The sequence below is a fragment of the Colwellia piezophila ATCC BAA-637 genome, from assembly GCF_000378625.1.
GTDB classification, from domain to species: domain Bacteria; phylum Pseudomonadota; class Gammaproteobacteria; order Enterobacterales; family Alteromonadaceae; genus Colwellia; species Colwellia piezophila.
In genome coordinates, this window is the sequence record NZ_KB905166.1 from 172,674 (window position 1) to 187,105 (window position 14,432).

9 protein-coding genes are annotated in these 14,432 nt (G+C 36.9%); 6 read left to right on the plus strand and 3 right to left on the minus strand.

The window, feature by feature from the left end:
• Positions 1–7: 7 nt before the first annotated feature.
• From F580_RS0112900 to F580_RS0112915, 4 genes are all read left to right on the plus strand, one after another.
• Positions 8–3,823: an ATP-binding protein gene (locus tag F580_RS0112900; RefSeq protein WP_019028151.1), complete on the plus strand. Its 3,816-nt coding sequence runs from the start codon at positions 8–10 to the stop codon at positions 3,821–3,823.
• The gene (locus F580_RS0112905; protein WP_019028152.1) at positions 3,816–4,439 is read left to right on the plus strand and encodes a hypothetical protein; all 624 of its coding nucleotides are present in this window, start codon (positions 3,816–3,818) and stop codon (positions 4,437–4,439) included. The genes F580_RS0112900 and F580_RS0112905 overlap by 8 nt, the downstream gene beginning before the upstream one ends.
• A gap of 61 nt (positions 4,440–4,500) precedes the next feature.
• Positions 4,501–5,775, plus strand: coding sequence for a hypothetical protein (locus F580_RS0112910; protein ID WP_019028153.1), 1,275 nt, complete (start codon positions 4,501–4,503; stop codon positions 5,773–5,775).
• A gap of 45 nt (positions 5,776–5,820) precedes the next feature.
• The gene (locus F580_RS0112915) at positions 5,821–6,741 is read left to right on the plus strand and encodes a DUF7281 domain-containing protein (protein WP_019028154.1); all 921 of its coding nucleotides are present in this window, start codon (positions 5,821–5,823) and stop codon (positions 6,739–6,741) included.
• Positions 6,742–7,192: 451 nt separating this feature from the next.
• Here F580_RS0112915 and F580_RS0112920 read toward each other — a convergent pair whose 3' ends face one another.
• Complete coding sequence (locus tag F580_RS0112920; protein WP_019028155.1) at positions 7,193–7,456, minus strand: hypothetical protein; 264 nt, start codon at positions 7,454–7,456, stop codon at positions 7,193–7,195.
• Positions 7,457–7,654: 198 nt separating this feature from the next.
• Here F580_RS0112920 and F580_RS0112925 point away from each other — a divergent pair, with 198 nt between their 5' ends.
• Together F580_RS0112925 and F580_RS0112935 are read left to right on the plus strand one after the other, a co-directional pair.
• Positions 7,655–8,527, plus strand: coding sequence for a hypothetical protein (locus F580_RS0112925; RefSeq protein WP_019028156.1), 873 nt, complete (start codon positions 7,655–7,657; stop codon positions 8,525–8,527).
• Positions 8,528–9,080: 553 nt separating this feature from the next.
• A complete protein-coding gene (locus tag F580_RS0112935; RefSeq protein ID WP_019028157.1) occupies positions 9,081–10,340 on the plus strand; it encodes a tyrosine-type recombinase/integrase in 1,260 nt (419 codons plus the stop codon).
• A gap of 638 nt (positions 10,341–10,978) precedes the next feature.
• On the opposite strand, the gene F580_RS26375 is transcribed toward F580_RS0112935, so the two are convergent.
• Together F580_RS26375 and F580_RS0112945 are read right to left on the minus strand one after the other, a co-directional pair.
• Positions 10,979–11,152 (minus strand): hypothetical protein, encoded by a 174-nt coding sequence (locus F580_RS26375; RefSeq protein ID WP_019028158.1) that lies wholly within the window; start codon positions 11,150–11,152, stop codon positions 10,979–10,981.
• A gap of 80 nt (positions 11,153–11,232) precedes the next feature.
• On the minus strand, positions 11,233–13,689 hold the full coding sequence (locus F580_RS0112945) for an autotransporter outer membrane beta-barrel domain-containing protein (protein WP_019028159.1): 2,457 nt from the start codon (positions 13,687–13,689) through the stop codon (positions 11,233–11,235).
• Between the last annotated feature and the right edge of the window lie 743 nt (positions 13,690–14,432).

Sequence of the window (14,432 nt, forward strand, 5' to 3'; positions counted from 1 at the left end):
TCACACTATGGCAGAACACGGCTATTCGCTGCTCCGCATTATTATTATCGACAGTTTTTGGCAGGGTCAAGTTAACGAACTCGATCTAACTGGCCACACTCAACTTGAAGGTACCAACGGTGCAGGCAAAACCTCATTAATGCGATTGTTGCCACTTTTTTATGGCATGCGACCGAGTGACATTGTCAGTAAGGTTGATCAAGCAAAAAACTTTGCCGACTTTTACTTACCCCGTGAATCCAGTATTTTAGTGTATGAATACCAACGGCCCTTTGGCCAAAAGTGCCAGGTATTAGCCACCAGTGATGGTCGAGGTGTGCACTTTAAATTTATTGATGCACCTTATGATCCGCAGTACTTTAGAGCCACTAAGCATGATGGCAAGGCGAAGTCTTTTACCATCAACGAAATAGAAAAAAACTACCGTAATATCAATGCAGAATGTTCAAAGTTCCTCGGCATTGATAAATACCGCCAAGTTATTCAAAATTTGCGCAGTGGTCGTAAACACAAAGAAATAAGAATACTGCAAAATCGCTTCTCGTTCAGTGAGCAACCATGTCCACATATTGATAAAGTGATTAACGGCACCATAGAAAAAAACCTAGATTTTGAAGCGGTTAAGCGCATGTTAGTGGCAATTGCCAGTGATCACCTTGCCCGTAATACCAATGATGAGAAAGAACAGTTAAGTTTAAACAAAGCCGATATCACCAGCTGGTTGGCCGATATTCAGGCCAGTCGCGCTATTAAAAAAGTTGCCGACAAAATTTCTGTTTGGCAAAATGACTTTAGTGCCTTCACTAGTTTATTAAACAAGTTACAACATCTGCACGCAGAAGCAATCGCACATCAACAGCGCCTTGAATTAAAACAACAAGGGCGGGACGAGCTTAAGAAAACCAGCATAGTCACACGCAATAAACTTGAAACTGACTTAGCCAATACCATTGAAGAATATCAAAAAACCTTATTTACTTTAAACGCTAAGATTGATGCCGATTTAAGTAAAATAGAGCTACTTGATGAAGATAAGCTTAACTATGAAGACGATGATGCCAGTAGTTATCAAATAAAGGCCGAGCAAGCACCACAAATTCAAGCCGAGCTCGATGAAGTCATTGCCGTTATTGATGCCTTTGAAGGTAACATCACTAAAATAGGGCAGAAGTTTGATAAGCTAATCCAAAAAATTGAAGTAGAAAAACTTAAAGCAGTCAGTAGTAATAATGAAAAATCAGCGCTTATTACCCATACGTCAAATGAGCAATTAAGCCATATTCATGAGGTTTTTCATCAACAAGAACACTCTCTTAATGCCCAATTGCATAAAGAAGAGCTAAAACTGCAAAAAGATCAGCAACAAATACAATATCAATTAAACAGTGCTCAGCAACAGTTAACGCAGCCAATAATACCGCCAGAATTAACCGCCAATATTGACGATAACATTGCCGCGTTAACCCAGGCACAGCAAAGTTATAATCAACTGCTGCAACAAGAGTCAGTGCTACAAAAACAACAATATCAACTAGAGAAACAGCAAGACCAACAATTAACGCAACGCAGTGAAGCAAACCGTTACTTAGAACAGTTACGCCAAGATTATCATCAAGTTGAATTGCAACTGTTACCAGAAGCAGGCTCTTTACACCATTACCTAATTAACGAGCCTAAAGCGGCTAATTGGCAAAATGATATTGGCCGTTTACTCAACACCGAGCAATTATCGCGAACTGATTTAAATCCACAGTGGTTAGCCAACGATAGTTCAACGACCAGTCTTTATGGTTTATCCATAGATTTACAACAACTTCCTTGTGACGATTCATTATTTTTAGACGAAACGCAACTACGAGAAAAGCGTCAAGTTATCGAAACTAAGTTACAAGCTCAAACAGATAAAATCGTCCAACTTGATGAACATTTAAAAGGACTTGTTAAAGCGCTTAATCAGCTAAAAGTTAATATCACTGAACAGTCACAAAACTTAAACCAACAAAAATTAACCTTAGGGCAATTGCAAACACAGCAAGAAAGCCTAGTGGTTAAAAAACAATTGGCCATTAAGGCACACCGTCAAACGATCGAAGCACAATTACAAAGTTTCAATCAGCAAATAAAAGCGCTTGAGAAAAAGCAGCATAGCTTTAAAGAAGATAAAGCAGAGCAATTGCATGAACTCACTAATGATAAATTAGAAAAATGTATGGTGGTTGAAAGTGATAGAGATAATCAGTTAACGCTTTTAGCCGAGCAACTTATCACCTTAAAAACCAATGCCAAGCAGCGCCTAGCCGACCTTAAAAAACAACAAGCCAGTGATATTAAACACCTTGATCCCGAAGGTGAGGTAGACAAACGTATTGTTAAGCGAGTGACGTTAGAGCAAGATTTACAGCAATGTTCACTGTTTGCGCAAAAGGCGCGCGACTATCAAAGTTTTATCAATGAACGTTATTGTCATCGTGATGCCTTGGCAGAAGAAAATCAAAACAGAAAAATTACTAAGCGTAATCTCGATTCTAGTCATGAAGATACTAGCATTGCGCTATCCTCTGAAATTAGTGAATTAAGACAGCTGATTAAGAAAACCAATCTAGAAAAACAAGCTACCGATGATTTATTAGTACAGCTGAATGATAATAAACGTTTGTGTGAAATGTCAGCCATTGAAATTAAGCTATCGACAGATGAGCCAGCTAACCAAGCTGATTTAACCGTTAGCTTTTGTCATGATTTTCATCAGCAATTTAAGGTCATTGAAAAACGTTTGGCTAGTCAACTAAATACCTTTAGTGAACGCTTTAGAAAAGATCACTCTGGCAGTGAGCTTTTCGATAACTGGCAAAAATTATTAGCTGAAAATGATAACTACACCGGTGCTCAAGCTTTGTTTAAATATCGTGAACCTATTAGCGCGTTATTAAATAGTGCCGAGCAAAAGCAGCAAAGCACTTACCAACTGGTTACCGTTAACGCCACCATGATCAACGAGTTTTATCAGCACATCGAAAACTTTGGCCGTAATATAAAACGCATAGGTAAACTGCTATCAACTAAGGTAACTGCTTTAGCACATTTCGAAGCCTTAGCCGATATCAATGTTACCACGGTAATGAAGCAAGAAGAGCTAGAGTACTGGGGGCCGTTAAAAAGTTTTGCTGAGGTTTTTGAACTACATAAAGACCAATTGCGTGATGGCCTTGGTGATGTACCCGATGATTTAGTATACGCCATGCAAAAGTTGGCCAATTATTTACCTAATGAGGGTTTTGTTTTAGCACACAATAATTTATTCGATTTAGAATTTACCATTGTCGAAAAAGGCCAAATAAAATACGCTCGTAATGCCAAGCAGCTGAAAAAAGTGAGTTCAACCGGCTTATCTTATTTAGCCATGTTGTCTTTATTTGCCGGCCTTTTAGCCATGCTGCGTGGTGATAGCAAACATGCTAGCCAAATAATTTTACCGGTAGATGAACTCGGTGAACTTGCAGCAGAGAATATTGACCTGTTATTACAAATGTTTAATGACAATCATATCAGTATGTTATCTGCATCTCCTTCAACAGACCGCCATATTTTATCCTTGTATAACCGTCATTATAAATTAAAAGATAATAAGATTTATCATGCCGAAATTCCGCAATCACGCTTAGATGAATTACTCGCGCAACGTAATAAAGTACCGGATATTACTGATGAAAGTACCAAGGTAAGCGATGAGGATAAAACAGAAATTAGCACGGATGAAAGTACAGCAGTAACTGCAGGGGAAAGTGAACAACAAAGCAGTAAAGAGGAAATAAACAATGTTTAAAGAAAGTATTCAAAAGCTGCTTTGTGGTACGGTTATTTGTCAAACGGCTTATGAAGCTGAATATTTATACCTCAAAGCAGAAAGTCATAGCGATAAGGTCAATGATTTTTTAGCTAACTTAGATAGAAAACTTACCTATCTTGACAGTGCTGACGCCTACTACTGTACATTTAACCAGGTAGATGAAAGCAACGAACATGAACTCAGTATTTTATTTAGTGAAATGCGCAGTACCTTTAGACCACTTGTCGAGTTTTTAGATTTACTGCTAACGGCAACGCAAGCAGATTTACCTATTCGCGCTAAATCGGTTTTGAATATCAATGAGTTATTCGAACCCTTTGAACATGATCAAACCTTGAGCGAGCAATTAAGACGCTTAACTTCAATCAAGCCTTTTAAAACCAATAAAACTGAAACGCGAGAGCAATTAGTTATGGTCTTTCAAAAGCTTGAAGAAATGCAGTATTTTGTTCGTAAAAATACTGGTAGCAGTCGCTATTATGCTACCGCGCGTTTTGATTTAATTTATTTATTGATAGAGTTTTTAAACGATGCCGAGCTAGTAACTTTACCTGAGCAAGAAAAAAGCCAACAAGATGAGCTACTTTTCTAATGGAAAGTTTAATGGAAGTTCTATCGGAAAGTTTAATGGCTATCTCTAGTGGAGAATCCTAATGGCTGGTTTTGATTCTTCTCAAGTAGCAAGTTTACTAAGACAAATTGGTGCCTACAATGAGTTACTCGCCAGTGCCTATGTTTATGGCTCGATCGCGAGTGACGAACAAGATGTTAACACCATTAATTTGTTACACAAATCTGGCTTGATCAGACCTGACGATTCTCCAGGTGAGTATCGAGTAACCACAGATCTTAAGCGCATGTTAAACCGGTTAATGCGCAAGCAAACCAGTTATCGACAACTTACCGACATGGGTAAAGTCATTGAAGCGATTGAAGAAGTAGTAAAAGATTATCAACTGGCGACTATAGCCAAAGAGCAAGAAGATGCCGAGTATTATTTAGATCAGCTCGATGATTTACTTTACGAAACTAAAGACAGTTTAAACAATAACTTAGAGAACATGCATTTTGCTATTGTGAGCCAATTTGGTTTTGTCAGTAGCTTGTCTAACAAAATTCGCCAAAACGAACGTTACTTATCTCACGCGCAAAAGCTCCTGAATGAGTTACAACAAATTGACCCGCAAGATTGTTACGACTGGTTAGATTGGCTTTGTCCTAATGAGTTTGCTCGTAAAATATCAAACTTTGTTTACTGGTATAACCAAATTTTGCCGAAGCTGCGTTTGATTATTGATAACATGCGTATTAGTTTGTTTCGCTTACGTCGAGATGAAAAACAAGCCAGTCAATTACGCAATATGGCGCGTTTTTTACGTAAACATCCGGAATTTGATCTTGATGACAGACTTTTTGAGTTAGCCAATTTACCTGAACAGCTAAAATATTCGCCGCAAATGCCACTGCGCAGTTATGTTGATACCAAGCAAACCGACATTGAACAACCTTTACTCGAGTTGATACAGTCATTACGCAAACAAGCAGTAGTTACACCAATCAAAGCAAGAACCACCAATGAGGTGAGTTTCGAGCCGATTGAAAAAATTGCCGCCGATGAAGATTTTTTCGAAGAGCAAACTGAGTTGTTGTTTGAACGCGTTATTATAAATAACTGTGCGGTTTCAGCGTTAAGCTTTTATCAAGAGTTTCAAAATGTTTGGCTAGAATCATCTCAAGTTATCGCACCAAAAGAATGGATAGAATTAGTATTTAGTTGTTACTGCAAATTAACCAGTGGCCAACAAAAAGCACTGAATATAAAAATGAAAGGTGTGGCTGTGCCAGGCACTACCGATAACTACAGTTATAGTGATGTAGTTATCGAATTAAGAACCGAACTAAAACCTAAAATGAAAGCTAGTGCGTAAAAAGTCAAAGTTTAGTCGCAAAGCAATGCAAAGTAAAAAACAATCATGAACAAACAACTTTATAATTTTGCACAAGATAAACTTAAAAAAAACCGGCAGGGCGGTCAGATAAAAAATACCGCGTTAGCAACAAAGCTGTATGAAGAATATAATTTTGGCAAATTGGATTTCAGTAAAAAAGTCCTAAGCTTTAGCCTCACCGATATTTTGGCACTGAGCCAAGCAATAAAAACAACGCTGAGTGTTGAAATTAGAAATGATCCATATCCTAGTAAAACCAGCAGAGTAACTAATGCTGGAGTTAACCGAGGTGAAAAACAAAATAGCTATGCGGTTAGCAAAGATTTCATCCTGATTAATAGTCTAGCTGAGCTGAAACTTAATAAAACAACTTTTACACCGTCGCCATTTACTGCATTAGGTAACTATATTAAAGCAGATGAAATTCAATCAGTTGAACATAGTGCCATTGTATTAGTTGAAAATCTGGCTGTTATGGCAAACCTAAAGTTAATTAACTTAACCAAGTTATATACTGAAATTGATTTACCGATTAACCTAAGTAAAGCGCTTTGGCTTTACCGCGGTGATGTAAAACCGCAACAAACTACGAATAGCAGTTACCAATTTTTTAGACGTTTTAAGGGCGAAATTCCATTAATTTGCTTTAGTGATCTCGACCCGAAAGGTATTGAAATTGCGTTAACTAGCCATGCTGATTATTGGTTAACTCTTAAAAATGCCAATGAAGTTGATATGCCATTACTAGGTAGTGAACAAGAATGGTATAAACAAAAAACTTCAATTTCTTTTTTACTAAAACAAGCAAAGGCCAATGAAGAAAAACAGCCATGGCAGTTTAGCTTTGAAATACTACAGCATCATAGAAAGACGCTTAAGCAAGAACACATGCTCAAACATAAACTTGAGTTAGCGTTATTAAAAATAAATGACAAGGTGCATTAAGTAAAATAAATAGAAGCTGAAGCGAGAAAAAATAAACCAGGCTAAGTTAACTAAAAATAATTTCTTCCATCTGTGCACGGTTATCACCATGGCCATTGTCACAACGTAACATTTTCCCTAGCGGATAAAAACAAAGTGTTAGATATAAGTCGGGCTAGAGTTTTATATTTAAAGTGTTTGTTGAAGGTGTTAGCTGTAAAGCGACAGGCGCAAAGCATATTGTTGCAAGTAAGATTTAAAACAGTAAATGATAATGTAGAGTGTGAAAACGAACAGCTACAAAATCAGTAACTAGATTACCAACATAACTAAAATCATAACTGAAGTAATCCAGTGACAAGCCTAGAATACAAAGGCTAGAACAAACTAACTAATAGAGTAAATATCAGCAGAGCACAGATATATACTCTCACTATGTCCAATACTCTTCAGAATAGACAAATGGGCTATTTTACGCTCTTAAACTGCGTAGATGGGCTATTTTAGTGCTGATAGATGACTCTTTATTGATTTCGATAAGGAACCTCAACCTATCTATTTCAGCTTGCATTGAATCAATTTGTCCTTCGTATAATTCAACTTTTCTATCGAGATTATAATAATTCTCTACCGCTTTACGAACTGCTTTTGATGCTGCTCCAGTTCTGAACTGTAGTTTAAGCAATTCTACTTTCTGTTCAAATAATGGGTCTGGGGAATTGAATTTAATTAGCATTTGAGGATTATGCTTTTAAAAATTTAATATTGGTAGGTTATTTTAAATTGGATAATACCTTCGACGACGACGAAGGAGAAGCCTGAGCAATGAGAAGGACAAAGAAGGTATAGGGAATACTAACTCGTTTTAGTAGATTAAATATAGCATAAACCACATAATAACATGTCTAATCACTTGGTTTTATGGGGAATTTAATTGCAAGACAAAAACACTGTACCTATAGGTTTTAAGATTAACTACTTGAAACCTGTGACTCCTGAATCTTATGATAAGGCTCAGGGCATCAAACAATCATTAGATGAATTGATTGATGAATTAAATGGCGCTCTTGGCATAAATTTACTTTTAAAAAAATCAAAGAACCTAATTATTAACCGTTTAAAAAATCTGGTTAAGTTTATAAACAATAAAGATGCTAATGGATTTATGCAAGAATATACTCACATGCGTCTATTCACAAAACAGTTAATTTCAGTAAAAAACAATGATGTAGAAATGTTCGCCCACTTTAAACGTGAGATATTAAAGCAAAGTCACCAAGATAATTGGTATGGTATTCGAGCTGAGTTGGGTATTGCCTTTAATTGCTTAGAGAACTTTAAAGGCACAACTAGAAAAAGAGAAAGCCCTGATTTTGTATTAAATGAATCAACAATACCTGTCTTTATTGAATCAACAATGGCACATACGAACTCACAGAAAGTAGAAGTACTTTATAAAATAGGTGCTGCAATTAATAAGAAAAACAAAAAGATATATGCCAACAACAATACAGCTTTGTGCATAGACATAACAAATATTTTCAATCGTTTTTTTAATGATACTAATAAACAAGAAAGTGAACTTGTTGATTGGATAAATAATTATTTGAATGAAACAAAGATTAAATACGGCGCTATCATAATTATGGTTCATATGTATTTAAAGGCAGAACGTAGGTGCCAAGCAACATATTCAACATATAAATTACAACATTGCTCTGCTGAATTATCTGAAGTTTTAGATGAACTTTATCCTAAAATTGGGAAAAATAAATATGCTGACCCAGTGTTTTCAAACTATAGCTAAGGAGATTTTTTAGTTCGGGTACTAGTGACACCCGAACTAAGTCCGGACATCCGGATTATTTCTTCTTAAAAACAGTACTTAAAAAATCTTCTTCTTCTTCTTTGGTATCAAACTTAATTTTACCGCTTTCATACATTGATAAAAATAATGAAGCATTGTCATTCCCCTCATTGAAAATATCAAAAGGGTGGTTAGATACCTTAGCAAGTTAGGCACATGTGAAATTCCTTAATTTTGGCTGTTAGTTCTATAGGAAGTTCTAACAATAAGGATATTGAAATACTGGTATTTAGGAATAAGGGGATTCACTAAGAACTCTTAGCTGTAAGGTTTATGTGTTTCTTAGAGAGAAGTAATTAATGGTATAATTAAATGGTGATCGGACGTCATTATAAACTTTTGTTAATCTGATTAACGACAGGGATAGCCGCCCTTACAGATATATACATCCACTATGTCCGATACTCTTCAGTATTGGACATAGTGAGTGTATTGATTTAAACTAGCGTTAACCTATATTTCCCCGTTAGATTTAAAATTTGGTATTCAATTAATGTCATCATCTAAAGCCTCAACCTTATCTAAGCCTGTTCCTTTATATCCACCATACATAGACTTGTGTGATTTCGATCTCGAAGATTATCCGCAGTTAGATAAAATATTTTCATCTAACGAACCTTGGTGGCTTGAGCAATTTAACTGGGGAAAAATATTCCTAACCTATATAGGTAGAAATAAATCTACCCACACTTATGACAGATTTAGAAATGACGTTGAACGTTTTCTTTTATGGTCCTTTATTGTAAATAAAAAACCCATTTACCAATTACGTAAATCTGACTTACTTGAATATGCCGACTTTTGTTGGCAACCACCAGTTACTTGGATTGGCACATCTAATCAAGAACGTTTTAAAATCACCAATGGTTATTCCGCTGCGAATGAACTTTGGTTTCCATTTAAGATTCAAGCACCTAAAAGTCTAAAATCACAATTCGTTATTGATAAGAAAAAATACCGTCCATCACAACAAACACTTTCATCAATGTTTACCGCACTTATCGTTTTTTATAACTATCTAATGGCTGAAGATTTTTGTATTGGTAACCCTGCACAAATCGCTAAAAAAGATTGCCGTCACTTTATCATTGACTCACAAGTTAAAGAAATCAAACGTTTAACGGCCAGCCAATGGCAATATGTTTTAGATACTGCAGTTGAAATGGCTGATGAAGATCCTATATTTGAACGAAACTTATTCGTAATTGCATCCTTAAAAACCCTCTTTTTAAGGATTTCAGAATTATCTGAACGGCCCAATTGGTCCCCAACCATGGGTCACTTTTGGCAAGATGATGATGAAAACTGGTGGCTTAAAATATTTGGTAAAAGCCGAAAAATACGTGATATTACCGTGCCCGTTGATTTTTTGCATTTCTTGGAACGTTATCGTGCTTCTCGTGATTTGTTAGGTTTGCCATCAAGTAATGAAAATTCGGTTCTGGTTGAAAAAATACGTGGTCAAGGCGGTATGACATCCAGGCACTTACGCCGTTTAGTGCAAAGTGTTTTTGATCTAGCCCATGAGAATATGCGCAGATCTGAAGGCGAAAACAGAGCACTAAAATTAAAAGAAGCTTCTGCCCATTGGCTTAGACACACCGGTGCCAGTATGGAAATCGAACGTGGGCGCCCTCTTAAAGATATTTCAGAAGATCTTGGTCATGCCAGTATGGCAACTACCGATACTGTTTATGTACAAAGTGAGCATAAAAAACGTGCTGAAAGTGGAAAACGCAGAAAGGTAGATTAATGTTTGATTAAAAATCACCCTATAAAACAGCGTGCTACGTGATTATTTACCAGTAATGACAGCTGATGTTTATTAGAATGCACGTAGCGTCAGTTTGATATTTAAACAAACTGACGTACAAGCCTTTATAACCATGAGATACAGTGGATTACATCAACACTTCAATGACTAGAAAATAGCGAGTAAAATTTTGTTTGAAGTGCCCTACTACTATTCTTGGTTATTCAGCTGCTTTGGAATTTAAAGTATCGTTTTTCCACTATTGTGTGTAATGTCCACAAGCAGCACAAACTTTCGCTGCTTCTAAAAGACCTTTTCTACACATATTACAATGCATAATTCTCCCTCGAAAAATAACGGCCTAAAAAAGGGAAAAAAATTATTGGCTAAAATATTTGAGGAATGATCTTACACCACTTTCGTAGACACATTACTAATTTTTTAACCTGTGTGTTGCGTCCATCGGTTGAACTCAAGCCACAAAGCCGACCTAATTATTAGAGCAACAAACTCTATTTTTATGTCAGCTACCTGCAAGGATAGCTGACATTAGAATATATACTCTATGGCGATTCCTGCCCCATGAGTTACTTATTGGAGAGTAAGACAGGTTTCTAACCGTTGGATTATCGACACTGTCAGACTGAGATAATGCCGGCTAAATCAGGTAATGATTCTTGGTAGTCGATCATTTCAACCCCAACTTCAACATCACTGTAAGATTGATAGGGGCTTTGAGTACTCGTGTTTTCAGCATTTGCGTTTACTAGCGGACTACAAAATAAAGGAGACGTTATAATTATTATTTTCATGTTTCATTCCTATATTTACAAAAAAGGCTGAACCTTTGAATGGTTCAGCCTTCGAATATTGTCGGTACTAATTAATAAACTTACTGTTTAATAAAACTGCCTAAAACAGTATAATTGGCACTGTCAGCTTGCCCTTCAGGTGTAGTTATAATCTGTAGAGCATTCTGGTTATTTGATGCTGCATTTGCCTCAAGGTTACTCACTTGCCAAAACCATTGCTCTCCATCTCCCCCTGTTTCAGTAAATTTAACTGAACCATCGGCTTGAATGGCCCAAGTTGTTGTATTGATGTCAGGTTCATTTTGGTCATCTAATCCAAAATCTATGGTACCGGTTCCATCAGCTACAAACGTTACCAGGAAGGCACCATCACTATCTATAATTGACTCATAAGTACCAACAATGTTCTCTTGTGTAAAGCTAACACCACGCGTTAGCGTTACTGTTTCTTCTATTGCAGGTTCACTAAAGTCTCTTAAGTTAGCTGTAAATTCAGTTCCAGCAGGATCACTACTATTAACGATATGCTCCCAAGTCATAGTGCCAAACTCATAAAGGCCTTCTTCAGAATCATCATTACTGCTTACAAGGGCAAAGTAACTTGTATGAAATACAATTGACTCTGCGGTAATAGACGTAGCCGTTAATATATCTAGTTCATTAACATCACCAGCATCACCAGCAGGATCCGCAGGATAACTTATTAACAATTGACCAAAAGCAAGTTCCCATGTTGCTGCTTTGGTCGGGTCACTGCTTATTGTTGCTGTACCGTCAGCATTAAATACCATTGTTGAGCCGTTATCATCAATGTAGTCACCTACATCAAAATATTGTCCAACGATATCTTCCCGGGTAAGGGTTGGTTGGTCAAGGGTTGCTGTTTGGGTACGGCCCATAACGCCAGCATATTCAGCATCTTTCCAAATTAGAATATCTCCTTCTACTTTAGCAACATCACCTAATACATCAAACGTCGTGTTCATACTATCAAAAAGAGCAAGGTCACGAACGAGTAGATTAGTTAATGAGTCGTAGCTATATAGGCCGTAGCTGAAACCTTGATCTTCATCGTTATGGCCTAATTCCATTACTTTAGTGTCCGAGATGAAAACATTTAACCAAAAATCACCGTCAAAATCACCTTCATAAAAGCCACCAATTAATGGATTGCTTGCGCTGATAACACGGGCAAAAGTTACAGTGAACGTTTCTTCAACACCATCATTATCTTCCGTCCCCTCAATAACTAAAGTATCACCATTTACTGTTAGTGAATTAATGCCGGTTGCATTACCTTCATCATGTAAACCGATACAACCGTTCATATCTTCAATATTTTCTATGTCGGTGAGTGCAAAGTCACCAGTACTCTCAGACCAAGTATATGTTCCAAGCTCATAGCCGGAGTTACAACCAGGATCATCTGTTAGTGTTGGATCATACTCCATATGAATATAGTGGCCGTCTTGTGTAAAGGTTATAGCGACTTCAGCCTCATCCATTGTAAAAGCCCATGTTCCTACGATTGAAGATTGTTGGTATAAGTCTTTATCATTAGTTATATCGTTGATTGTATTGGCAAGTAAGTCAGCGTCTTGAGTATTAATGTTATTGATGTAAGCAGCGGTATCGGTTGTACTGCTTACCAAGTCAAGTGTAGTAACTCCGTCAGCTAAAGAGTAATCGTCGTTATCAACAATCACTTTAATTACCGCTGCCAGCACTAATTTTTCATTTTCATCTATCTTTGCAACGGCAGTTGAAAGTTCAGCATCAGAGGTAGGAACAGTCCCGTTATTTTCTTCTTTAACTAAAACAAATTCGGCTGTTGTGACATTGGTAATGTTTACGCCAAAGTTTTCTGACTCGTCAAGTACATTATCGCTACCTGCTTGGTCTTGTAATGTTGAAAGAGAAGGAAGTATGGAAACAAATTCTACCGCGTCATCAACACCTACAGCACCTAAGGCAGTAACTTTAATTGTACTTTCTGTGTCAGCGCCAACAAGGTCAATTTCTACAGTGTACTCGCCTTGGGCATTAGCGGTTGTTTCAGTTTTAACACCTGCAACATCAATGACCAATGTTGCATTGGCAATTACTTTATCCGTCACTAATCCGCTGATGGTGATGGTTGATATTTTGCGATAGATACTTATTGCAAAGTCTTTGGTAACTGAATTATCGCCATTGGTTGCTGTAAGGGTAAGTGTTAGCGTAGTGTTTTCATTCACAGTAGGCGCAGTAAAGCTAACCGAACTTGAGTTACTACCTGTTAGTGCAATACTTTCATCGCTTATTGACCAAGCGAAACTCGTTCCTGCAGGTGTTACGGCAGAAATAGTAACCGTGTCATTCGATGTAAATACTGCGTCATTGCCGTCGAAAGAAATACTTAAGGAACTCGTATTATCATCATCTTGAGTTGGCGTGGCTTCTTCTGAGCTACCACCACAAGCAGAAAGTGCTACAGCTAAAGGAATTAATAAAGCGTGCAGATTTCTTGGTTTAAGGTTTGCCAGTGAATACTTCATAATAATCCTTAATATGAATAGTTATTTTTCTACGATTTACATAAACCGCAGCAAGAGAGTGTGTGGGGGTCATAGCTTGGCAAATATAATACAGATAACATAAAGCCTCAAGTCACAAATTGTTACATATTTGTAGGGTTTTATGCGTTTAGCCTCTCGTTTTAGAATGAAGGAGTTATGACTATGGTGTTACTAAAATGTAGTGTTTGGTTGAAATTTCCATTGAAACATGAACATAGATATTTTAGGTTTAAATAAGTTTGGCTTTAATCGTTTTGTAAGGCCATTCTCTTCACTGGTAATAGCCATTTTTTATTGGAGTTGTCTTTTAGTAAAGGAAATACCATGCAAATATTTAATCAAATCCCCCTGAAAGAAATTCTCCCAACTGGCATTGCCGATAAGCTGTAGGCTGAAGTCGATTATTCCATAGATAAATAGAGTGAATATTCTAGGGAGCTTTGTGCCCAAAAACGCCATGGAATGATTAAATTTATGTCCGCTGTATGATCAGAAAGTTGTCGTTTAACATTTTGACGGGGCTTATTCCGCTTAGCGCACCTTGTTGTCATGACAAGATTGATTGTTATTACAGTTATTTACAGAACTCCAAGTAAAAAGTATCTTTGCCATTCTGACAGGCGACTAACTAAAGATAATAATACGGTAATGTGATTGTTTTACTTTGATCTAAAGCCTAATTTCTAGCTAAAGCTTTTTTTGAGGTGTATTTGAGTTGTTTA

Coding starts and splice junctions, on each gene's coding strand:
- F580_RS0112905 (WP_019028152.1), top strand. CDS start 3,816: ATGTTTAAAGAAAGTATTCAAAAGCTGCTTTGTGGTACGGTTATTTGT.
- F580_RS0112935 (WP_019028157.1), top strand. CDS start 9,081: ATGTCATCATCTAAAGCCTCAACCTTATCTAAGCCTGTTCCTTTATAT.
- F580_RS0112945 (WP_019028159.1), bottom strand. CDS start 13,689: ATGAAGTATTCACTGGCAAACCTTAAACCAAGAAATCTGCACGCTTTA.
- F580_RS0112900 (WP_019028151.1), top strand. CDS start 8: ATGGCAGAACACGGCTATTCGCTGCTCCGCATTATTATTATCGACAGT.
- F580_RS0112920 (WP_019028155.1), bottom strand. CDS start 7,456: ATGCTAATTAAATTCAATTCCCCAGACCCATTATTTGAACAGAAAGTA.
- F580_RS26375 (WP_019028158.1), bottom strand. CDS start 11,152: ATGAAAATAATAATTATAACGTCTCCTTTATTTTGTAGTCCGCTAGTA.
- F580_RS0112910 (WP_019028153.1), top strand. CDS start 4,501: ATGGCTGGTTTTGATTCTTCTCAAGTAGCAAGTTTACTAAGACAAATT.
- F580_RS0112915 (WP_019028154.1), top strand. CDS start 5,821: ATGAACAAACAACTTTATAATTTTGCACAAGATAAACTTAAAAAAAAC.